Source organism: Ureibacillus sp. FSL W7-1570 (assembly GCF_038593265.1).
GTDB lineage: Bacteria > Bacillota > Bacilli > Bacillales_A > Planococcaceae > Ureibacillus > Ureibacillus suwonensis.
This window is the reverse complement of sequence record NZ_CP151979.1, coordinates 388,379-409,556: the sequence shown is the minus strand read 5'-3', so window position 1 is coordinate 409,556 and position 21,178 is coordinate 388,379. Positions and strand designations below refer to the sequence as shown.

22 protein-coding genes are annotated in these 21,178 nt (G+C 42.0%); 3 read left to right on the top strand and 19 right to left on the bottom strand.

The window, feature by feature from the left end:
• Positions 1 to 23: 23 nt before the first annotated feature.
• Positions 24 to 221, bottom strand: coding sequence for an endonuclease (locus NST13_RS02060; protein WP_342469650.1), 198 nt, complete (start codon positions 219 to 221; stop codon positions 24 to 26).
• Between the two features lie 158 nt (positions 222 to 379).
• Between NST13_RS02060 and recU the strand changes: the two genes are divergently transcribed.
• On the top strand, positions 380 to 1,003 hold the full coding sequence (gene recU / locus NST13_RS02055) for a Holliday junction resolvase RecU (protein WP_342581275.1): 624 nt from the start codon (positions 380 to 382) through the stop codon (positions 1,001 to 1,003).
• Between the two features lie 98 nt (positions 1,004 to 1,101).
• Positions 1,102 to 3,660 (top strand): PBP1A family penicillin-binding protein, encoded by a 2,559-nt coding sequence (locus tag NST13_RS02050; RefSeq protein WP_342581274.1) that lies wholly within the window; start codon positions 1,102 to 1,104, stop codon positions 3,658 to 3,660.
• 188 nt (positions 3,661 to 3,848) lie between these two features.
• Here NST13_RS02050 and NST13_RS02045 read toward each other — a convergent pair whose 3' ends face one another.
• The 16 genes from NST13_RS02045 to dapB all read right to left on the bottom strand — a co-directional run bounded on the left by NST13_RS02045 (position 3,849) and on the right by dapB (position 19,098).
• Complete coding sequence (locus NST13_RS02045) at positions 3,849 to 4,034, bottom strand: hypothetical protein (protein WP_342469653.1); 186 nt, start codon at positions 4,032 to 4,034, stop codon at positions 3,849 to 3,851.
• Between the two features lie 98 nt (positions 4,035 to 4,132).
• The gene (locus tag NST13_RS02040; protein WP_342581273.1) at positions 4,133 to 4,486 is read right to left on the bottom strand and encodes a YpoC family protein; all 354 of its coding nucleotides are present in this window, start codon (positions 4,484 to 4,486) and stop codon (positions 4,133 to 4,135) included.
• Positions 4,483 to 5,142, bottom strand: coding sequence for an endonuclease III (gene nth / locus NST13_RS02035; protein WP_342469655.1), 660 nt, complete (start codon positions 5,140 to 5,142; stop codon positions 4,483 to 4,485). Before nth ends, NST13_RS02040 begins: the two co-directional genes overlap by 4 nt.
• Before the next feature lie 10 nt (positions 5,143 to 5,152).
• Positions 5,153 to 5,872, bottom strand: coding sequence for a DnaD domain-containing protein (locus NST13_RS02030; RefSeq protein ID WP_342581272.1), 720 nt, complete (start codon positions 5,870 to 5,872; stop codon positions 5,153 to 5,155).
• A 67-nt stretch (positions 5,873 to 5,939) separates the two neighbouring features.
• The gene (locus NST13_RS02025) at positions 5,940 to 7,133 is read right to left on the bottom strand and encodes a pyridoxal phosphate-dependent aminotransferase (RefSeq protein ID WP_342469657.1); all 1,194 of its coding nucleotides are present in this window, start codon (positions 7,131 to 7,133) and stop codon (positions 5,940 to 5,942) included.
• 15 nt (positions 7,134 to 7,148) lie between these two features.
• Complete coding sequence (locus tag NST13_RS02020; protein ID WP_342469658.1) at positions 7,149 to 7,628, bottom strand: DUF5590 domain-containing protein; 480 nt, start codon at positions 7,626 to 7,628, stop codon at positions 7,149 to 7,151.
• Positions 7,629 to 7,686: 58 nt separating this feature from the next.
• Complete coding sequence (gene dinG / locus NST13_RS02015) at positions 7,687 to 10,449, bottom strand: ATP-dependent DNA helicase DinG (RefSeq protein WP_342581271.1); 2,763 nt, start codon at positions 10,447 to 10,449, stop codon at positions 7,687 to 7,689.
• Between the two features lie 110 nt (positions 10,450 to 10,559).
• Positions 10,560 to 11,900, bottom strand: a complete 1,341-nt coding sequence (gene lpdA, locus NST13_RS02010; protein WP_342581270.1) for a dihydrolipoyl dehydrogenase — start codon at positions 11,898 to 11,900, stop codon at positions 10,560 to 10,562.
• 216 nt (positions 11,901 to 12,116) lie between these two features.
• Complete coding sequence (gene panD, locus NST13_RS02005) at positions 12,117 to 12,500, bottom strand: aspartate 1-decarboxylase (RefSeq protein ID WP_342469661.1); 384 nt, start codon at positions 12,498 to 12,500, stop codon at positions 12,117 to 12,119.
• 1 nt (position 12,501) lies between these two features.
• Positions 12,502 to 13,356: a pantoate--beta-alanine ligase gene (gene panC / locus NST13_RS02000; RefSeq protein WP_342581269.1), complete on the bottom strand. Its 855-nt coding sequence runs from the start codon at positions 13,354 to 13,356 to the stop codon at positions 12,502 to 12,504.
• Between the two features lie 3 nt (positions 13,357 to 13,359).
• Complete coding sequence (gene panB / locus NST13_RS01995; protein ID WP_342469663.1) at positions 13,360 to 14,193, bottom strand: 3-methyl-2-oxobutanoate hydroxymethyltransferase; 834 nt, start codon at positions 14,191 to 14,193, stop codon at positions 13,360 to 13,362.
• Positions 14,194 to 14,469: 276 nt separating this feature from the next.
• On the bottom strand, positions 14,470 to 15,459 hold the full coding sequence (locus tag NST13_RS01990; RefSeq protein ID WP_342581268.1) for a biotin--[acetyl-CoA-carboxylase] ligase: 990 nt from the start codon (positions 15,457 to 15,459) through the stop codon (positions 14,470 to 14,472).
• Positions 15,437 to 16,621: a CCA tRNA nucleotidyltransferase gene (locus NST13_RS01985; RefSeq protein ID WP_342581267.1), complete on the bottom strand. Its 1,185-nt coding sequence runs from the start codon at positions 16,619 to 16,621 to the stop codon at positions 15,437 to 15,439. Before NST13_RS01985 ends, NST13_RS01990 begins: the two co-directional genes overlap by 23 nt.
• Positions 16,618 to 17,757 (bottom strand): N-acetyl-alpha-D-glucosaminyl L-malate synthase BshA, encoded by a 1,140-nt coding sequence (gene bshA / locus NST13_RS01980; protein ID WP_342581266.1) that lies wholly within the window; start codon positions 17,755 to 17,757, stop codon positions 16,618 to 16,620. Before bshA ends, NST13_RS01985 begins: the two co-directional genes overlap by 4 nt.
• A gap of 110 nt (positions 17,758 to 17,867) precedes the next feature.
• Positions 17,868 to 18,275, bottom strand: coding sequence for a methylglyoxal synthase (gene mgsA, locus NST13_RS01975; protein WP_342471313.1), 408 nt, complete (start codon positions 18,273 to 18,275; stop codon positions 17,868 to 17,870).
• Between the two features lie 25 nt (positions 18,276 to 18,300).
• Positions 18,301 to 19,098, bottom strand: a complete 798-nt coding sequence (dapB, locus tag NST13_RS01970) for a 4-hydroxy-tetrahydrodipicolinate reductase (RefSeq protein ID WP_342469667.1) — start codon at positions 19,096 to 19,098, stop codon at positions 18,301 to 18,303.
• A gap of 262 nt (positions 19,099 to 19,360) precedes the next feature.
• On the opposite strand from dapB, the gene NST13_RS01965 reads away from it, so the two are divergent.
• Complete coding sequence (locus NST13_RS01965) at positions 19,361 to 20,212, top strand: YitT family protein (protein WP_342581806.1); 852 nt, start codon at positions 19,361 to 19,363, stop codon at positions 20,210 to 20,212.
• A gap of 123 nt (positions 20,213 to 20,335) precedes the next feature.
• Here NST13_RS01965 and NST13_RS01960 read toward each other — a convergent pair whose 3' ends face one another.
• Entirely contained in the window at positions 20,336 to 20,545 is a 210-nt protein-coding gene (locus tag NST13_RS01960; RefSeq protein ID WP_342581265.1) for a hypothetical protein, read from the bottom strand.
• A 219-nt stretch (positions 20,546 to 20,764) separates the two neighbouring features.
• A complete protein-coding gene (locus NST13_RS01955; RefSeq protein ID WP_172597779.1) occupies positions 20,765 to 20,908 on the bottom strand; it encodes a hypothetical protein in 144 nt (47 codons plus the stop codon).
• Positions 20,909 to 21,178 lie beyond the last annotated feature (270 nt).

Sequence of the window (21,178 nt, the reverse complement as noted above, 5' to 3'; positions counted from 1 at the left end):
CTTACTCTTTAGTCTATCAAAATCTATTCTAAATCACTAGCCATAGGGGAACAAGTATTCTTTACATGAACATTCTTTTCTGCTAAGCTTACTTTCTGATGAGTGGAAACAATTTGGGCGAAAAAATAGTCATTAATCAATGCCCGCTCGTTCTCCAATTTGGCCGTCATCATTTCGTCCAAACAATCCAGTTGGGAAATAAGCAATTGAAATTTATTCATAACATTCCTCCTTTTTATGTGTTTATTCCATGCATGGAGGAAAAAACCTTTCAGCCTGTCAAAACTAGACAACGTTAGATAAAAGAACAATTTTTTCGATAATTTTTTATGTTAAACTAATTACTAGATTTGGATATTATTTTTTTAGAGGGTGATTGATGATGCTGAAGTATCCGAACGGCAAACCTTATAAGCCGAAAAATCAAACACCGGAGCAGGTCGGCACTGGCAAAGTGAAAGATTTTTCTTTTGGAAATAGGGGGAAAACCCTTGAAGAAGAAATCAATGAAACGAATGAATACTATTTAAGCAGGCAAATCGCAATCGTCCATAAGAAACCTGTTCCCATCCAAATCGTCAAAGTAGAGTACCCGAAAAGGAGTGCCGCGGTCATCCGGGAAGCTTATTTCCGCACTCCATCAACAACGGATTATAATGGTGTTTGGAACGGCTATTATATCGATTTCGAAGCAAAAGAAACGGAAAGCAAAACTTCTTTCCCGTTGAAAAATGTACATGAACATCAAATCACCCATATGAAAAACGTCGTTGATCAACAAGGGATCGCATTTACCATTGTAAGATTTTCGAAACTGGATCGATATTTCTTTCTTCCATTTTCAGTATTATATGAATCATGGTGCCATATGAAAAAAGGCGGAAGAAAGTCGATACCATTGGAAACCTTTGAATCAAAGAGCTATGAAATCATTCCAGGCTACAATCCTAGAATTGATTATATAAGCATAATAAAGAAATTTATATGCAACAAAGAATGTTAGTTTAATGAAGCGAGGCGATAGCATTGAGCGAAAATCGACGTTCTCGGTCTGAATTAAGAAAAATGCGAGAATCTCAACAAAAAAGAAAGAAAAAACCGATGAAGAAATGGCTTAAATGGGGGATCATAACCATCCTGACACTGTTTCTGGCAGGAGCCGTTTTTGGAGCCGGGCTGTTCATTTATTACGCAAGTTCAGCGCCGGAACTGAACGAGGATCTTTTAAAAGATCCAATTTCAGCGGAATTTTACGATATGAACGGGGAGCTTTTTGCAACCATCGGGGTTGAAAACCGAAAATATGTTGAATATGATGAAATCCCGCAAGAAATGGTCGACGCGATTCTGGCAACAGAAGACGCAAGATTTTTCGATCATTTTGGAATCGACGTGTTCCGCCTCGGTAAAGCCGTAATGGCAAACTTGACCGGGGGATTCGGATCACAGGGTGCCAGTACAATCACCCAACAGGTCGTGAAAAACTCTTTCTTAAGCAATGAAAAAACATTGAAACGGAAAGCGCAGGAAGCATGGCTTGCCATTCAGCTTGAACGCATGTACAGCAAAGAAGAAATCTTTGAAATGTATTTCAACAAAGTATTAATTTCCGGAAACATTTATGGGTTTGCAACAGGTGCCGAATATTTCTTCGGCAAAGATCTGGATGAATTGGAATTGGACGAAATTGCCCTGCTTGCAGGTATGCCGCAAAGTCCGAACAACTATAATCCGTTCAAAAATCCTGATCGGGCCCAAAAACGCCGCGATATTGTATTAAATTTGATGGTTCAGCACGGCAAAATCACGGAAGCGGAAGCGGAAGAAGCGAAAAAAGTCGATGTAACATCACGCCTACTTCCTGAAGAACAAAGAAAAGGCGTTGCCGGCACAAAATATGACGCCTTTTTGGACATTGTGTTAAATGAGATTGAAGAGAAGGATCCGAGCCTATTATCAGAAGGGATCAAAGTGTATACAACGCTCGATCCGAAAGCGCAATCTGTCGTTGAAAACATCATGAACTCTGACAGCAATTTCCCGACAGAAACCATCCAATCAGGGATTGCGGTCGTTGACACAAAAACCGGTGCATTAAGAGCGGTCGGCGGCGGACGCAATTACGGGGCGGGCCGCGGCTATAACTATGCGGACGATGCCAAAAGACAGCCTGGTTCCACAATGAAGCCTCTTGTGGCATACGGCCCTGCCATCGAATATTTGAAATGGTCCACCGGAAAAACGATTGTGGATGAACCGTACAAGTATTCCAATGGAAAAGCGTTTGGAAACTGGGACGGAAAATATTTCGGTACGATTACCGTAAGAGAAGCGTTATATGCTTCCCGTAACATTCCAGCAGTCAAAACGTTGCAGGAAGTTGGAACAAACAAAGCAAAAGATTTCATTTCTAAATTAGGAATTGATGCTGAAAACGTGTATGAATCTGATGCCATCGGCGGTGGTGACATCCATCTTTCGCCTATCCAATTGGCAAGCGCCTATGCTGCCTTTGGCAATAACGGCGTTTATAACAAACCGCATACAATCAAAGAAATTGTTTTCCGTGACGGTTCTAAAATTACAAATAAAGCAGAGCCGGTTGTGGCGATGAACGACTATACAGCTTATATGATCACGGATATGCTCCGTGATGTGGTCAGCTCAAAACCGAATGCAACCGGTACAGCTGCACGGGTCTCCGGATTGGACATTGCCGGAAAAACGGGTACAACAAACTATGATTCCGATGAATTCAGAACATACAACTTGCCAAGCACAGCAGTGCCGGATTCGTGGTTTGTCGGTTATTCAACGAATTATTCCATTGCCATCTGGAGCGGCTATGAAAAACGGAAAGATCCGATTACCACTTGGGATGAACGCCGTCTTCCTCAAGTATTGTTCAGCAAAATCATGAGCCAAATTTCGGAAGGAAAAGAAACGAAACGGTTTACAAAACCAAGTTCCGTTGTGGAAGCGACCATTGAAGTCGGTACAGAACCGTTGAAATTGGCAAGCGAACATACACCAAGCGATAAAAGAAGAACAGAGCTGTTTGTCCGTGGTACTGAACCGACAGAAGTTTCCGACGAATATAAAGAGGAAGACATCGGGGCACCATTTAACTTACAAGCAGTCAATCACACACCTGGATTGGTCGATTTGACATGGGATTACACAGTTCCAGAAGATTACGAAGACGCTAATGTTCAATTTGAAGTGTCGATGACATCTGAAGATGGCAAATCTACGATCGTGACGACCACTGCGGAAAAGCGTGCAACCGTATCTGGCATTGAAGCCGGAAAAACATATACATTCACCGTTGTGGCAATCATTGATGATGTGCGGAGTTCACCTGCTTCCGTAACGATTAAGATTGACGGCGGTGTTGAAGAGCCGGATGTGGAATCACCGGATGGAGCGGATGAACCATCCCCACCAAATAACAACAACGGCAACGGAAATCAAGGAAAACCTGGCGGAAACAATAATGGTGGCAATAACGGAAACAATGGTGGAAACAATGGCGGAAACAATAATGGAAACCATCCGAATCCAGGCAACGGAAACGGCAACAACAATAATCAAAATGATGGAAATAATCAGGGAGTGAATCCTCCAGCCGAGCCGGCACCACCTACCCAAACCCAATAAAATAAACGGACTTTTTTGAAACCAAAAACAGAGGCAAGTGGAATCATCTTTGTTCCGCTTGCCTCTTTCTTTTGCCCATTCCATCTATGGGCTGTAGCAACCGACTGATTGAAATGATATTGCAATCTACTTTCTGACAAAGCAAATAACGGTGCAAATGTCATATTGATATGATTTTGGGAACGCTTTTATTGAATCTTCTGTTCATTCCCGCTTTTATCCATTTTTTCTAATAAAGAAACAATCTGCTTATTTTGCTCCAACAATAAATCAATGTTTTTCTTGATCTTGAAAATCAGATTGAAAAAAAGATAGGCGACAGCCAACAATATCAGGTACGGAATAAGTGCAGATAAAAAAGCGATATGGCCCATGGAAACATCTCCTCATAATTTTACAACTTTACCATCATTTTACCAAAATAAACCATTAAAAATAATGAAAAAAAGTACAACCACCATTGGCTGTACTCCTATTTCTGCACCCTTAACCGCGCAAACCGCTTTTTCACTTCCTTGAATAATTCATCCAGTTGCACATAACAGGCATATTGCCCCGGTCTAGATTTGATGAATTGGAACCGCTCCATTCCGTTTAAAGGCATTCCTTCGTATTCTTCATGCACCAACAGTTCTTCGACATCCGTATCCGAAGTGTTTACCATCAGCTCTTTATAAAGGGCAATACCCTGCTCCATTAAATTTTTCGCTTTTTTGCTATCGCGCTCATCATGGGCAGCATAAATTTCTTTCGATAGGTTTTCCCATTGTTCAAAATAAGGTTCGATTCGGTCCTTTTGAATGGCTTCTTTTCTTACGCGAATCATTGTTTGATCAGCCCTTTTTTCAGCCGTTTTTGCCCTTCCCTGCACAGATCAAGCAATGGGCATTGGTGGCATTGGGGATTTTGAGCTTTGCAATGATATCTTCCGAAGAAAATTAATTGATGATGGGTTTTGGACCATCTTTCCTTCGGCGTCTTTTTCATCAACGTTTCTTCCACTTCCAATACGCTGTCCTTCCATCTGCACAAGCCGAGACGCTTTGTGACTCTTTCCACATGGGTATCGACCGCGATGGCAGGAATTCCAAAAGCCACAGACATGACAACATTGGCCGTTTTCCTTCCGACCCCTGGCAAAGAAGTCAATTCTTCCCTCGTTTTTGGAACTTCCCCGTTAAATTCTGTTATCAACTTCTCACACAGTTTTTGAATGTTCTTTGCTTTATTCCGGTAAAGCCCGATGGAACGGATATCCTGCTGCAATTCCTCCAAAGGTACCGATAAATAATCTTCCGGTGTTTTATATTTTTGGAATAAATCTTTTGTCACTTTATTGACCAATTGATCCGTACATTGAGCAGATAGCAGCGTTGCGATCAATAATTCGAATGGATTGCTATGTACCAGCTCGCAATGGGCATCCGGGAACATGTTGTCCATTTCTTCCAAACAATGTTCCCACTGTTTTATTGTCAGCATTCTATCTCCCCTATTCTCTTTCATCTAACCAATTGTAAAATGGCACTTTTTTATGATGATCCGTTGTGAATGGTTTAGGTGGAATGGAAGGGGAACTCTGTTTTGCGAATTGTTCCCTTTGCTTTTCGACTTGTTGAATGGTCCGGATGTTTTTCTTTTTCCATTCAAACAAAATGCGGTCGATATAACGCAAAGACAGCTTTCCGGCAAGCACGGCTTCTTTTAATGCTTCTCGGATGATGGCCGGGGAGTGGTTGTCCTGATCCAACCAGGAAGAAATCGTTTCTATTTCCATCGGTGAAAGCAAACGGCCAAATTCCTGTTCAAAAAGCGTGAAGATTTCCCCTTCTTCTTTTTTCTGATTTTCTTCCTCTTGATTCATCGTTTGTAGATCGATGAGATCCAAAATCCGCTCCCATAAAGGGAATAATGTAATTTTTTCATATAATTTCCCGTTCGCGTCAACCCCGCTGGTGATTTCGATTATGCCCTTTTTCACAAGCCGCCCCAGCTTCTCGGAAATTTCTTCTACCGAAAAGTGCATTCTTTCGGCCAAATCGTTTGGCGTTGGAAAATGGATGTTTTCGGAATGAAAAGCGATCAAATGCAATAATAACATGGCATCTTCATCTGAGATTCCCAATTTTTTGTAATAACGAAAAAAAAGTTCAGGGATGCCCACATGTTTTTGCTCAATCCACTTACGGAGCCGATCATTCTGTTGTTTCATTTCCCTGACTCCTTTCATTAGAAAGTAAGCGCCCGTAAAAAACGGACGCTATAAGTGAAAACAAATATTATTGTTGCCAACGATCTTTTACGAATTTTTCGATGCGGCTCACTGCTTCTTCCAATAAATCCAAAGAAGTGGCATAACTGATGCGGATATTGGAAGGGGCACCGAAACCGGAACCAGGGATCACCGCAACATTCGCTTCAGTTAAAAGCGCGCTTGCAAAATCATCCACCGATGCAAATCCCGTTTTCGCCGCTGCCTCGCTCACATCCGGCAATAAATAGAAAGCACCTTGAGGTTTTACCACTTTAAATCCAGGGATGGCGCTCAATTTTGGATAAATGATTTCCAAACGGGATTCGAAAGCTTTTCTCATTTCTTCCACCGAATCTTGCGGACCATTGTAGGCTTCAATCGCCGCATATTGGGAAGCTGTCGTCGGATTGGAAGTTGAGTGGGATGCCAAGTCGGTCATCGCTTTAATAATATCTGCATCTCCGGCCGCATATCCGATTCTCCAACCTGTCATTGAATGGGATTTTGAAACACCGTTAATGACAATGGTTTTCGCTTTTACTTCTTCGGAAAGTTGCGCGATGGAATAATGTTCCGCACCATTGTAAACAAGTTTCTCGTAAATTTCATCCGAAATGATCAAAATATTGTGCTCGAGCGCCACTTTCGCGATTTCTTCCAATTCTTCGCGTGTGTAAATCATTCCCGTTGGATTGCTTGGGGAGTTGATGATCACCGCTTTTGTTTTATCCGTAATGGCGTTTTTCAGTTGTTCCGGTGTTATTTTATAATTTCTTTCACTCGTTGTTTCGATAAAGACTGGAACACCGCCGGCAAGTTTGACTTGTTCAGTATAAGAAACCCAATAAGGAATTGGAATAATGACTTCATCGCCATCATTAATAATCACTTGGAATAAAGTGTAAAGAACATGCTTTGCTCCAACACCTACAATAATTTCATTCGGTTGATATTCCAATTGGTTATCACGTTTAAACTTTTCGATGATCGCTTGTTTTAAAGCCGGAAGACCACCGGAAGGAGTATATTTTGTGTATCCTTTTTGCATTGAATCGATAGCTGCATCGATGATGTTTTGCGGCGTATTGAAATCCGGTTCACCCGCTCCAAGTCCAATCACGTCGATGCCTTGCGCTTTCATTTCTTTCGCTTTTGCCGTAATTGCTAAAGTTGACGAAGGTGTTAAAGTTTTTACACGATTGGCCAAAAATTCTTTCATTCCTAATCGACTCCTCTATAAATTCAAAATGCGTTTCCACCATTGTCCATCTTCAAACAAAATATAGACATAATTGAGTTTGTCCGATTTGTTGATATAGGCAATTTCCCAAACGGCCCCCGGTTCCTCATAGCCTAATTTTGTATGAAGCACTTCTTTGACATCTTTTTTATCTATGTGCGATATCGCCTCTTCCTCTGAAATGCCTTCGTCCAACCGAACGATTTGTATCGATTTTTCATCCAACGTGATCGGTACAAAAACGGCTTTTTCAACCCCTTCTTCATCAACCCCAAAAACGGTGACATACGGCTTATTTCCATTGTAGACATAAGCGTCATCAGCCGTTTTGATCGAGTCTGATGAGATTGCCAATTCCACCGCCTGCTTTTCAATTTTCGTGAATGGACTCGATGCTTCCCAGAGGACTAAAACAGATATTCCAATAGTTAATATTAACACAAAACTAATGATAAAAATAATCCAATTTTTCATTTGAACACCTTGTTTTTTGTCAAGTTTTATCGTTGTTTATCTGCTGTTCTTCCTCACGTTAGTTATTATACCAATGTTGCAAATCTTTCACCATATGTTGAAGCGGGAGTTTTTCAATTTTGATGTCCGGAAGGGCTTTGATAAATTCCTTCCCGTATGATTTCGTTTCAATCCGTCGATCCAACACGATCAATGCCCCCCGATCTTTCGATGAGCGGATGAGCCTTCCAAAACCTTGTTTGAATCTTAAAATCGCTTCGGGCAATGACAAATCCGTAAAAGCGTTCTGCCCTTTTGCTTTTAATAACGCCGCTTTGGCTTTAAAAGTCGGTTCATCCGGTGATGAGAAAGGAAGCCTTACAATAATGACGGCGCTCAACTCCTCACCGGGAACATCGACTCCTTCCCAAAAGCTGTTTGTGCCGAACAATACGGAACGCTGAAACTTTTGGAAAGATTTTAATAACCGCATCCGGCTGCCCCCTGTAACCCCCTGGGCAAAGAGTAAATAATCATTTAATAATTCCGCTTCCTGGATCAGTTCCACCGTCCGCTTTAACATTTCCTGGGAGGTGAACAATACAAAACAGCGGCCTTCGACGGATTGGACAATTTGAGTGACAGCCGCTGCCACCGATTCAATATACTCCGACTGCGGAACTCCTTGAATATCCGGCATATCCGTTGCAATATAAACTTTTGCGCCGGCGTAATAGTTTTGGGGGGCTTCCAATTTCAAAACAGGAACATCGTCTGAGATCCCCAAGTCCTTTGCGATAAAACGTTCATTATTGGGAATGGTGAGTGTCCCCGAAGTCCAGACGATGCCGGCATTTTTTCGTAATGACTGAAACATGCGTACAATCGCTTCTTTGATTTCGATCGGCTTTCTATAAATGCGTACGCTTCCCGGAACATGTCTTTTATCAAATTCAATCCAAACGGCATGCCAATGATTATCCACAAAAAAGATTTGATCCCATTCCGCCAATTTCATTTTCCATTCACGAATCCAATAATCCCATCGCTCCAGTAGCAGCCTGCTTTCCTTTGATAATTCTTCCCCATGATGACGAAAATGGTTTGACGCTTGTTCCGCCAAATCGATCCAACTTTGCAAAGCGCTCGACACTTCTTTTAATAAAGGTTTTTTTAATGATAACTCTTTCAAGAATGCCGTATGCCGATATTCCAAAAAAGGCTGTCTCCGATCTTTCATCGAGTGGACAAGGTCTTCCATCACTTGCTCAAACCGTTCCAATGTTATTTGAAAATATTTTTCTAATTGAATGAATAGCTGCTTTGAAAATCTTCCTGTTTGCATTGCTGCCACTTGGAATTTATGAAATAACCCATTTTCCGATGCATGTCCAATTTGTCCAAAATAATATTTCCATTGAGCATAAGAAAAAACCACTTGCTGGCGATGAATCGCCGCATGGATGAACTGATGCGCCTCATCGATGATCCATCCGTCAATCGATTGAAAAATTGGCTCAAGGCGCTCCAAATCGGCCAATAACATTGCATGGTTTGTCACAATAATATCGGATTTTGCGCTTTCCGCCAGTGCTCTTTCATAAAAATCATAGGGATTGTCATTTCGGCGGACTTTGCGGATTTTATCAATCAACAGCTGTCCTCCGCCGGAGAGATTCAATTCACTCAAGTCCCCCGTTTCGGTTTTGGAAAGCCAAACAAGAATTTGCATAAGCGTCAATGTTTCATCATAGGAATGCTCCTCTTGTTCGAGCAGCTGTTCAAATAATTCAATATCGATATAATTTTGCATCCCTTTGAGGAGGGAGGCATGGATTTTCATTCCAAAAACCTTTTCCATTTTCGGAATTTCTTTATATAAAATTTGTTCCAGCAAAAAAGAGGTGTACGTGCTGATGCAAACTTTCTTTCCTTGCTGCTTGGCATAAATGAAGGAAGGCAATAAATATCCCAGGGTTTTCCCTACCCCGGTGGAAGCCTCGATCATAATTTCATTTTTTTGCTGGAGCGTATCCCAAATGGCATCCATCATCTGAAACTGGCCCTGCCGCTCTTCGAAATGGGGAAATTGCTTGGATAGAAGCGCCGTTTTTTCCTGATCGGAATGCGGATATGCCGAAGTTAATTCATCGTAATCAGCGGTAGGCTCTTTCTTTTTTAATGCCAGCTGGTTGTAAAAAATAAATCCATCCTCATCCTCAACTGATTTCCGCTTGATTTGCAATGCATGAAACAATAAATGGGAAATGTTCGATTTTATCTTGAATGAATGTTTATGCAATTGTTCAATTGTATGGATGGGCAATGCCAAAATTTCTTCCCAGCATTTTTTTAAGAGCAGTGCCGTCGCCATTGCGTCATCATCCGCACGATGGGCATGGTTGAGCGGAATCTTCAAATCGCTTGCAAGATCTCCCAATTTAAAGCCTAGCGCCGTTGGAAATACAATTTTTGACAGTTCCACCGTGTCGATTTTCTTTCCCTTCCATTTCGGGAACCCTGACCGTTCCAGTTCCGCCTGCAAAAACGATAAATCAAAGTCCGCGTTATGGGCAACAAATATCCCATCCCGCAACAGGCCATAAATGACTTCCGCATGGGATTCAAAAGGCAAAGCGTCTTTGATTTCTTCTTCGGAAATATTCGTTAAATCCTGAATAAAAAAGGGAATGGATCGTTTCGGATCTATAAAGGTCGTGAAAGTCTCTTCCACTTCCCAATTTTTCATGATCACCATTGAAATTTGGATGATCCGATCCCCCGCTTTTGGGGAATGGCCGGTTGTTTCCAAATCCACAATGACAAATTTTTGGTTTTCCATTTGTTTCTCAACTCACAATTTCCATAGTATAAGCTATAAGCGAATTTTAACATAGATATAAAAAATGCGAAAAGGTTTCAAATAACCTTTTCGCCCTGCCCATCCGGAGATCAAATATGAATCCCCCTCCAAAAAACCGTTCTGGCAGCATCTCCAATCACTTCACTTTTTGTAGGATGTGGGAAAATAATTTTCCCCAAATCCTCCGCCGTTCCACCGGCCACTTTTACTGCAAGCATGGAATTCAGGATTTCCGTTGCACCATCCCCTACGACACATGCCCCTAAAATGCGGCTGTCCTTTTTGCTGGAAATAAATTTAATAAACCCGTCCGAATTGCCTTCCATTAAGGCTTTCGGATTTGATTTAAACGGAAGTTTCGTCACAATTGCCTCTTCGGGATTCACCTCATCCTCCATGACCCCGAATGTGGCGATTTCCGGTGTGGAATAAACACATCGTGGAATCGCCGATTGATCAATCGGTTCCGGTTTGTTCCCCAAGATCGCTTCAATGGCATGGATGCCTTCCGCGCTTGCCGCATGGGCCAATTGATAGCCTCCAATAATATCGCCGATTGCATACACATGCGGCATGCTTGTCTGATAATATTCATTGACTTTAATGTAGCGCCCATCCATTTCCAACCCGAGCGCTTCCGCAATTTCCACATTCGGTCTTCTGCCGGTCGCAAATAATAAGTTTTCGTATGTATAAACACCTCTTGAAGTCACAATTTCATTTCCGTGAATTTCTTCAAAATCAAAATCCAGAACAAGTTCCACTCCCAGATCATACAATTTTTGACGGATAATGGGCCGCGCATCCGGCTCTTCCGTCTGCAAAATATCCCGGCTATGGTTCAAAATTGTCACTTTCGTACCTAATGGCGCCAAACTGAAAGCCATTTCGATGGAAATGACTCCGCCGCCAATGATCGTTAATTGCTTCGGCAGTTCCTTAATATGGAAAATTGTATCGGTTGTGTGGTAATCTGCCGTCTCAAGCCCTTTAAAAGGAGGCACGAACGGTCTGCTGCCAGTCGCCAATATGATGTTCTCCGCTTCAAACGTTTCCTCATTTACTTTCACCGTTAAATCCTTTGAAACTTCCCCTTTGCCTTCATAAAAAGTGATGGTGTTGTTTCCGATATACCGGTGAATATCTTCCAATAATTGTTGAATAATGACATCTTTCCGCTTCATCAGCTTTGGAAAATCGATGTCAATTGAACCCGCCGTAATGCCCCACTCTTGTCCAAGCTTCATTTTCTGGACGAGTTTCGAATGCTCGATCATGATTTTTGATGGAATACAACCTAAATTAAAGCAGGCTCCACCCACTTTTCCTTTCTCCACCAAAGCAACGTTGAGGCCGCTTCTTGCCGCATAAATGGCCGCCACATATCCGCCCGCACCAGCTCCGATAATTGCAACATCAAATTTTTTCATTTCATCACCTCATTTAAAAATTAACATTCATAAAATTGGGAATCAATCTAATTCTGTTGCGGATTTTATTAACCATCATTTCCCCATTACAATGGATCATTTTCAGAAATAATATTCAACGGTACAGAAATAAAAAAAGCAAATTGGAATATGGACTTTCCAATTTGCTCCTGATTGCCCTATGTCCGGTTTTCATCTTTGCCATTGACCGGTCGCTTATAGCACTGTTGCCTCAGGTTCATAATGGATGATTTCTTTGATTCTATTGCCTTCCCCCATAATCGCAACAGTCGGTTTGTGATCGGCAAGTTTTTCCTGCTCCACATAAGCGTAAGAAATAATGATGACAATATCCCCCTCCTGAACGAGGCGTGCAGCGGCACCGTTGACGCAAATCACGCCGCTTCCACGTTCACCGGGGATGATATATGTTTCAAATCGCGCACCGTTGTTGTTATTCACCACTTGTACTTTTTCGTTTGGAAGCATGCCGACAGCATCCAACAGATCCGCATCAATCGTAATGGAACCCACATAATTTAAATTCGCTTCCGTTACTTGTGCACGATGAATTTTGGCGTTCATCATTTCTCTAAACATTTTAAATTTCCCCTTTTTTTGAAAAGATAATATTGTCAATTAAACGAGTTTTTCCAATATACACTGCAGCAGCAAGCAACAATTGTTCCGTTGAGTCGTCCACCGGTGCCAAATCCGGATAGGACAATAATTCGACGTAATCGATCCGTCCACTTGTATTTTCCAAAATATAATCTTTCGCAGCCCGAACCGCTTTTTCAGCATCATTGGAAGATAGATATTCTTCTTTTGCAAGTTTTAATCCTTTATAAATAGCCGGCGCTTCTTTGCGTTCAGTTTCTGATAAATAGACGTTCCGGGATGATTTTGCAAGTCCGTCCTCTTCACGGACAATTGGAACTGTCCGGATTTCCAATGGGAAATTGTAATCCCGGACAAGCGTCGTCACTATGGCCACTTGTTGGGCATCTTTTTGGCCGAAATAGGCTCTTGTCGGTTCAGCAAGATGGAATAATTTCGTCACCACTTGCAACACCCCGTCAAAGTGGCCGGGTCTTGATGCACCACAAAGAATCGTCGCCTGTCTTCCTGCATGGATCCGGATGCCGCCATCTGTCGGATACATTTCTTCGGCGGAAGGGGCAAAAACGACATCCACCCCGACGGACTCCGCAATTTTTTTATCCCTCTCCAAATCTCTCGGATAAGATTCATAGTCTTCATTCGGACCAAACTGGGTAGGGTTTACGAAAATGCTCATAATGACAAAATCATTTTCTTCTCTTGCCGCTTTGGCAAGCGCCATATGCCCTTCATGAAGATAACCCATCGTTGGTACAAGCCCGATCGTTTTTCCCTCTGATTTTACGTTTTTAACGATAGATTTCAGTTCAACAATTGTTTTTACAACTTCCATGAATTATTTGCCTCCATAAATCGAGAATAATTCTTCTTCTTTCATATTGAAACAATGTTCAGGTGCGGGGAATGAACCTTCTTTTACCGCTTTTGCATACCCTTCAATTCCCTTTTGAATCTGTTCTCCCGCATTGGCAAATTCTTTCGCAAACTTCGGAATACGGTGCTTTCCATATCTTAACAGATCATGGAACACAAGTACTTGTCCATCGGCTTCAGGACCTGCACCGATGCCGATTGTCGGAATCACCAATTTCTTGGAAACGATTTCAGTCAATTGGTGAGGGATGCATTCCAAAACGACGGCCATGGCCCCTGCTTCCTGGCAACGAAGGGCGTCTTCAATCAATTCTTGAGCTTGTTCAGCCGTTTTTCCTTGCACTTTATATCCTCCAAGCACACCAACCGATTGGGGTGTCAATCCCAGATGTGCTACAACCGGAATTCCTGCATGAACCAATTTTTTTATCACATAAAGCACTTCTCCGGCACCTTCGACTTTTAAAGCATCCGCGCCGGATTCCTGAATCATGCGAACGGCGGTTTTTAATGCTTCATTCGGATCGCCATGATAAGAACCGAAAGGCATATCCACCACCATAAACGTATCTTTTGCGCCGCGGCGGACCGCTTTTGCATGGTGAATCATATCGTCCACTGTCACTTGCACCGTGGAGTCGTATCCTAACACGACCATCCCCAAAGAGTCACCGACAAGGATCATATCGACTCCCGCTTCTTCCGCGTATTTGGCAGAAGGGCAGTCGTAAGCAGTGATCATGACAATTTTTTCACCATTCGCCTTCATTGTTAAAAAATCGCTTGTTGTTTTCACGAAGTTTCCTCCTTTGAAAATTCAGAGGAAGAAAACAAAAAATATCCTTCTTCCAAAAATGGACAGAAGGATGGTGTATGTTCGCATGTTTCGAACTTGTTTTCTTCCGTCCCTGTCATAATCGATCAAGGCAGATTCCTTAATTTTATAGTTGCTTTTGGTACAGTTCAAAAAGATACTGTCCGTTGATGTAAGCAACTTAATAAAAAGATACAGAAAATTGACAGGTTTGTAAAGCGTTGAACCTTTGGAAAAGAAGGAAGTTGTTCGAAACACTTATTCATTTTGAATTTCAATATCCGCAGAGTAGACCTTTTTCACTTGGCCGTCATCCAAAAGAATTTCCAGCACCCCTTCATCGGTGATGCCGACCGCTTGTCCTTCGATGATCTCCCGGATGGTTGTGGCTTTGATCCGTTTGCCGATTGTGCCTGAATGTTCTTCCCACAATTTTTTGATCGACTTGAATCCATGGGCCACATATTCATCTGTATAATACTCCAAATTCTTTAAAATCTCCGCTACCAGTTGTGCCCGATCCACTTTTTGTTTTTCTTCAATGGCGATCGATGTGGCAATGGATTGGATGTCTTCAGGGAAATCGTCCAGTTCATGATTTGTGTTGATCCCTATTCCGATGAGCAAACCTTCCACCCGGTCCATTTCCGCAAGCATCTCCGTCAATATGCCGGCACATTTTTTCCCGTTGATTAAAATATCATTCGGCCATTTGATTACCGGTATAAAGTTTTTATATAGAGACTTCATTGCCAATACGACACTTACAGCTGCAACAAGTGTGAGCTGGGGGGCTTGGTGGGGAGGAATATTTGGACGGACAATGATTGTCATCCAAATGCCCTTCCCTTTTGCCGAATGCCAAGTTCGTTGCATTCTTCCCTTGCCGCCCGTTTGTTCTTCGGCGATGATCACGGTGCCGTCTTCCGCACCTTGTCTTGCCAACTGCTGGGCAACCGATTGGGTCGAGTCGATTTCTTCAAAGTAATGAATCGCATGGCCAAAACGTTTCGTATTTAAAAAAGAAGAAATTTTTGCCGCATCCACCCGATCTGGCACTTCAACCAACCGATACCCCTTTTTCTTGATGGTCACAAACTCATATCCCTCTTCTTGAAGGGTTTGCAAATGTTTCCATATGGCAGTGCGGGATATCCCCAATTCATCCGCAAGCTGTTGTCCTGAAATTGGCTCGCCTTTTGCTGAAAGAAAGCGTTGCAATATTTTATCTTTCATGGATAAATTCATTGTGGAACCATTCCTTTAATTGTTTTTCATCATTTTTTACTTGCCCTGTTAAAACTGCATACAGCGCTTTGTCCAGTGCTTCTTTTACCCAAGGTCCTCCCCTTTTCCCGGACCATTGGATGAGGAGATGGCCGTTCAATGCAAAATCGTCCATTGTTTGAATCGGCAAAAGCTTTTTCACTTTGGCAATATGATCCTTGGAAAAAGGAACGTCCTTGCCTTGCCAAACGGCAAAATCATAAGCAGTTTCCAGAATGGTCAAGTCATTTGAAAAATAATCATATTCGTCCCATCTGTTCAGAAACCGGTCATAGGCGTGAATCACTTTTTTCGCAAAGCTTTTTTCCTTGTTTGAGTATCTGTAAAATTCGATAATATCTTCCATTTCTTTACGGTTTAATAGGCAAAGATATGCCCATCCCACTTCAGGTTCTTTTGCCTGAAACGGTTTCCATGCCTCCAAATGTTCCGCAAAATTGCCCGGCAAATAAAGCGCCAAATTGCTTTCAACAAGCGCCTTGATTCCTAAATAGACATATTCCGCCACCCACATTTTCGATAGTTCCATGTGAATTCTTTCTTTGGCAATAAATTCAATTAAATCGCTATCTTTTTGGATGGCGTTCATTGTCGATTCCTCGATGGAGAAACCGAGTTGTGCCGCAAAACGTACAGCCCGCAACATTCTCAAGGCATCTTCCCGGAATCTTGAATTGGCATCACCTACAGCTCGAATGATACCATTATTTAAATCTTCTTTTCCGCCGAATAGATCGATAATTTCGCCGTCTTTTGTATATGCCATCGCATTGATGGTGAAATCTCGCCGCTCCAGATCTTTTGGCAAGTCCCTCACAAATGTCACTTCTTCCGGTCTGCGGAAATCGGTATAGGTTCCGTCGGTGCGGTATGTGGTCACTTCTATGGGACTGCCTTCATCCAATACAATGACCGTTCCGTGCTGGATACCCACATCAACGGTGTTTCGAAAAATGTTTTTGATTTCCATTGGAAGGGCATTTGTTGCAACATCCACGTCATGGATTTTCCGTGCGAGCAAATGATCCCTTACCGCTCCTCCAACAATGACCGCTTCATAACCGGCCTTTTCAATTTTATCAATTACGCGTAATGCCACTTCCCAATCGTTTGATTGCTTCATACTTTCAATGCCGCCAATCGATAATATAATTCTTCATAATGATCGATAATCGGTTCGGCACTAAACTTCGTTTGCACCGTATGAATGGCGTTTTTCTTGAAATCAGCGTGTTTATTTTCATCCGACAATAATTCGATGGCATATTCTGCGGCCTGTTGAACATCGCCCAATTCGACAATATAACCATTGACGCCGTGTTCAATCACTTCCGGAATGCCGCCGACGTTTGTTCCAATGCCCGGCACGCCGCATGCCATTGCCTCAAGCAGCACCAAACCAAAGGATTCTTTCTCAGACATTAATAGTTTTAAATCACTGATAGAGAATAGTTCTTCCACATTTTCCTGTTTTCCTAAGAATAAGATATCGTCTTTGTATGGTGATTCTTTCGCTTGAACCATCACCCGGTGCTGTTCAGGCCCGTCGCCGACAAGAAGCAATTTGGCCGGAATTTGACTGCGGATCCGAATGAATGTTTCAACGACGTCCGGCAGATTTTTTATTCTTCGGAAATTGGAGCAATGGATAATGACTTTTTCATCTTCCCCAATTCCGTATTGTTTTTTCAATAATGGAGCTTCTTCCAATGGTTTAAAGACGGATTCATCGACAAAATTATAGATTGTTTCGATTTCTTTATTCGGTTTGATAATTTCATATGTTTGTTCTTTTAATGCGTTGGATACTGCTGTCACTATGTCGGATTTTTCAATGCCATACTTGATGGCTTGCGCGAGTGTTGAATCTTGCCCTAAAACCGAAATGTCCGTTCCATGCAAAGTAGTCACAATTCCAATGTTTTCCCCGCACATATCACGGGCAAGCACTGCGCACACCGCATGTGGAATGGCGTAATGAACGTGCAATACATCCAAATTTTGATCCAAAATCACATCGGCCATTTTGCTTGCCAACGCAATATCATATGGCGGGTATTGGAATACGGAGTAGTTGTTCACCTCGACTTCATGGAAAAAGACATTCGGATAAATTTTTTTTAATCGAAAAGGCACACTGGATGTAATGAAATGGATTTCATGTCCGCGTTCCGCGAGCTTTTTCCCCAATTCCGTCGCCAACACTCCTGAACCGCCCACCGTTGGGTAACACGTAATACCAATCTTTAATTTTCTCACCGACACACGCCCTTTCAATTTAGAATGTTCAATCATTTATACCAACATTACGAAAAGACTAAACAGCATAAGTTCCAACCAATTTTATCCTAGACGGATGCAATGGTCCATTAATTCGACTTTCTTTCCTGAATCAATCGCCAATCCACGAATCCTTCCTGCAAGCCTTTCAACAAAATTTCCGCCGTTCCCATATTGGTTGCAAGCGGGATATTGTAAACATCGCACAAACGGATAAGCGCTGTACAATCAGGCTCATGAGGCTGCGCTGTCAATGGATCGCGGAAGAAAAACACCATATCCATATCGTTGTTGGCAATCATTGCTCCCATCTGTTGGTCGCCGCCTAAAGGGCCGGAACGAAAACAAGTAACGGAAAGCCCTGCCTCTTCAATAATGCGGCGGCCTGTCGTTCCTGTTGCATACAAATCATGTTGCTGCAATATTTCTTTATATGCAATGGCAAACTCAACAAGACTATCTTTTTTGCTATCGTGGGCAATTAATGCGATTTTCATTTTCATAAGCATTCATCCATTCTTTTTATAGAATATTTTCCATACCATAAACCAATTGTTCCAGTTCCATTACTTTTTTGACACAGTAGACAATGCCATCCATAAATGATTCCCGGTTGAAGGAGTCATGGCGAATCGTCAACAATTGTCCGTTTCCGCCAAAAATGACTTCTTGGTGGGCCACCAATCCCGGAAGACGGACGGAGTGGATGCGCATCCCTTCAAAATCCGCTCCTCTCGCACCAGCCATTGTTTCTTCTTCCAATGGATGTCCCTGTTTCCGTTCTTCCCGGACTTCCGCAATCATTTGTGCCGTTTTCTTTGCCGTACCGGATGGGGCATCCAGTTTGCGGTCATGATGCAATTCAATGATTTCCACATTTGGCAAATATTTTGCAGCCTCTTTTGCAAATTTCATCATTAACACCGCACCAATGGCAAAATTCGGTGCGATGATGCAACCCGTTTTTTGCTCTTGTGCAAGCTGCGTCAATTCTTCCAATTGTTCATCCGTAAAGCCTGTGGTTCCGACAACCGGGCGAACCTGGTGCAAAAGGGAAACCTTGACATGATCATATACAGCATGAGGACTTGTTAAGTCAATTAATACATCCGGTTTTGTTTCTTCTATTAATTGGGATAAGTCCAAATAAATCGGAACATCTAAATCAGCTGGAAACATCTCAAGTTCCGCGAGGCTTTCCCCGACATGTTTGTAGTCAAGCGCCGCCACCAGCTCTATTCCCTCTTGACCTACAACGGTTTTAACGGCTTCTTTTCCCATTTTTCCTCTGCATCCTGCAATTGCTACTCTTATTGTCATTGTGATTCGTCCTTTCGTTTCATCCATGTTTATTCCATTTTCTCATATGAATGTACATTGTATTTCAATTGGAAATCATACTAATTAAAATGCAACCAACCCGTTCGACAAATTGGGCAAAATCTTTACCATTTATCAAACTTTGGTTCAAAATTCCCTTTTAACCATCGTAATGAAAAGGGAAGGAGTTGTCAAAAGCAGAAAAATAAAACATAATAAAACATGCAATCTAGCCTAATTGTCCTTGGAATAAGGAGGTCGTATTTTGAAGGATATAAAAATACAGCAAATCATTGGAATTATTATCGGAACAGCGATATACAGTTTCGGATTTGTTCATTTCAATATGCTCAACAAGTTGGGAGAAGGCGGATTTAGTGGAATTTCCTTAATTTTATACTTTACATTCAACTTAGATCCAGCCATTACAAATATTGTATTGAATATTCCAATATTTATTTTAGGTTGGAAATTGCTTGGACGTAAAGAGTTTTTCTACTCAATTTTAGGGATTTTGAGCGTATCGGTATTCTTGAAAATATTTCAAGCATACCAGTTTCCGCTGGATTTGAAGAATGATTTATTGCTTGCTTCATTATTTGCGGGGGTATTCGTCGGCGTCGGTTTGGGAATCATTTTCCGATGTGGCGGTACTACCGGAGGAGTCGATATCATTGCCCGTCTTGCCCACAAATATGTTGGCTGGAGCATGGGAAAAACGATGTTCCTGTTCGATACATTTGTACTTATCGCCTCATGGCTCACTTTTTTAAGTTCCATTACGATGATGTATACGCTGGTGGCTGTATTCGTCGGAGCCAGAGTGATTGATGTCGTGCAGGAAGGCGCATATGCGGCGAAAGGGGCATTCATTATTTCAAACGAGCCTGAAGAGATCGCAAGAACCGTTTCGGAAAAAATGGGTCGGGGCATCACCGTGTTTCATGCTTACGGCTATTATACAAAACAACATAAAGATGTTTTATACTGCATTGTAGGCAGAAATGAAATCGTTCAATTAAAATCCATCATCCGAAAAATCGACCCAAAAGCTTTCGTATCGATCATCGATGTGAAAGACGTCACCGGCGAAGGTTTCCGGATTGAAGAATAATCAAGAGGAAAATTCCTTTCCATTTAAATAACGGAATGAACGAAAATCGGATCATTCTTTCTTTGAGCCGGCGGGCTGTCTGGAAGAACATTCAGACAGCCTTTGAATTTTAAACAATCTATTTTAATGATTCTCCTCCATTTCGATTGCATTATTCTCCCCATTCACTGAATCCGAATCTTCAATTTCTGAAATTCTGAATCCATCATAAACATCTTCTTCATCATTTACGATAAAATGCAAGGATAATTTAAATGAGTAGATGGCAAGAATCAAAAGAATCACAAAAGTGAGCAAACCGAATAACAACATTTTAGGATAATCGATTTTCATGCGATCCCTCCCCATTTATCCGGATTTGCTATATCTTATTAATTAATAGGAAGGGTTATTAACATATTCCGGGATCATTTGAAATTATTATTACAAGTTTCACTTTTTATTGAGCAGCCCAATGGAACCGGTGCGAACAAATATAATCGAGTAGGAGGGAGCGATTAACTCCCGTCCTCTCACACCACCGTACGTACGGTTCCGTATACGGCGGTTCAATTAAGATGATTGACGCAAGTCTTTATAACTTCCGTGAATAGCTGTTCTCTTTATGCCAGTGGTCACTCCACCCTCCAAGAGGTCTCCCACGGGATTCACCGCTTCCTTCCTCAAGTGAGGTACTACGTTTTCTGTGTTCATCATGACTCACTGAATGCCAAGGGCTATTCTCTCTTAATTGTTCGGTCCTTCTTAGTAGTTCTAAACCAACTAATACTATGACCTCTGCTGACTTCTGACGGTTCAGCTACTTATCACTAAGTAGGTTATGAAGCGTACTTCACATATCCGCCAGACCTCCCCGGGTAAGAATGTAATCTTTCCTTCCATCTATCTGCTTCATTTACTCTGTACCACCTTTGGCAGAAAGGACTTTGTTTTGTTTAGCAAACTCATCCAATGATACCTAGCCTT

Bases quoted from the DNA above. Each gene is read 5' to 3' on its own strand.
- NST13_RS02060 (WP_342469650.1), bottom strand. From the start codon at position 221: ATGAATAAATTTCAATTGCTTATTTCCCAACTGGATTGTTTGGACGAA.
- recU (WP_342581275.1), top strand. From the start codon at position 380: ATGATGCTGAAGTATCCGAACGGCAAACCTTATAAGCCGAAAAATCAA.
- NST13_RS02050 (WP_342581274.1), top strand. From the start codon at position 1,102: ATGAAGAAATGGCTTAAATGGGGGATCATAACCATCCTGACACTGTTT.
- NST13_RS02045 (WP_342469653.1), bottom strand. From the start codon at position 4,034: ATGGGCCATATCGCTTTTTTATCTGCACTTATTCCGTACCTGATATTG.
- NST13_RS02040 (WP_342581273.1), bottom strand. From the start codon at position 4,486: ATGATTCGCGTAAGAAAAGAAGCCATTCAAAAGGACCGAATCGAACCT.
- nth (WP_342469655.1), bottom strand. From the start codon at position 5,142: ATGCTGACAATAAAACAGTGGGAACATTGTTTGGAAGAAATGGACAAC.
- NST13_RS02030 (WP_342581272.1), bottom strand. From the start codon at position 5,872: ATGAAACAACAGAATGATCGGCTCCGTAAGTGGATTGAGCAAAAACAT.
- NST13_RS02025 (WP_342469657.1), bottom strand. From the start codon at position 7,133: ATGAAAGAATTTTTGGCCAATCGTGTAAAAACTTTAACACCTTCGTCA.
- NST13_RS02020 (WP_342469658.1), bottom strand. From the start codon at position 7,628: ATGAAAAATTGGATTATTTTTATCATTAGTTTTGTGTTAATATTAACT.
- dinG (WP_342581271.1), bottom strand. From the start codon at position 10,449: ATGGAAAACCAAAAATTTGTCATTGTGGATTTGGAAACAACCGGCCAT.
- lpdA (WP_342581270.1), bottom strand. From the start codon at position 11,900: ATGAAAAAATTTGATGTTGCAATTATCGGAGCTGGTGCGGGCGGATAT.
- panD (WP_342469661.1), bottom strand. From the start codon at position 12,500: ATGTTTAGAGAAATGATGAACGCCAAAATTCATCGTGCACAAGTAACG.
- panC (WP_342581269.1), bottom strand. From the start codon at position 13,356: ATGGAAGTTGTAAAAACAATTGTTGAACTGAAATCTATCGTTAAAAAC.
- NST13_RS01990 (WP_342581268.1), bottom strand. From the start codon at position 15,459: ATGAATTTATCCATGAAAGATAAAATATTGCAACGCTTTCTTTCAGCA.
- NST13_RS01985 (WP_342581267.1), bottom strand. From the start codon at position 16,621: ATGAAGCAATCAAACGATTGGGAAGTGGCATTACGCGTAATTGATAAA.
- mgsA (WP_342471313.1), bottom strand. From the start codon at position 18,275: ATGAAAATCGCATTAATTGCCCACGATAGCAAAAAAGATAGTCTTGTT.
- dapB (WP_342469667.1), bottom strand. From the start codon at position 19,098: ATGACAATAAGAGTAGCAATTGCAGGATGCAGAGGAAAAATGGGAAAA.
- NST13_RS01960 (WP_342581265.1), bottom strand. From the start codon at position 20,545: ATGAAAATCGATTATCCTAAAATGTTGTTATTCGGTTTGCTCACTTTT.
- NST13_RS01955 (WP_172597779.1), bottom strand. From the start codon at position 20,908: ATGATGAACACAGAAAACGTAGTACCTCACTTGAGGAAGGAAGCGGTG.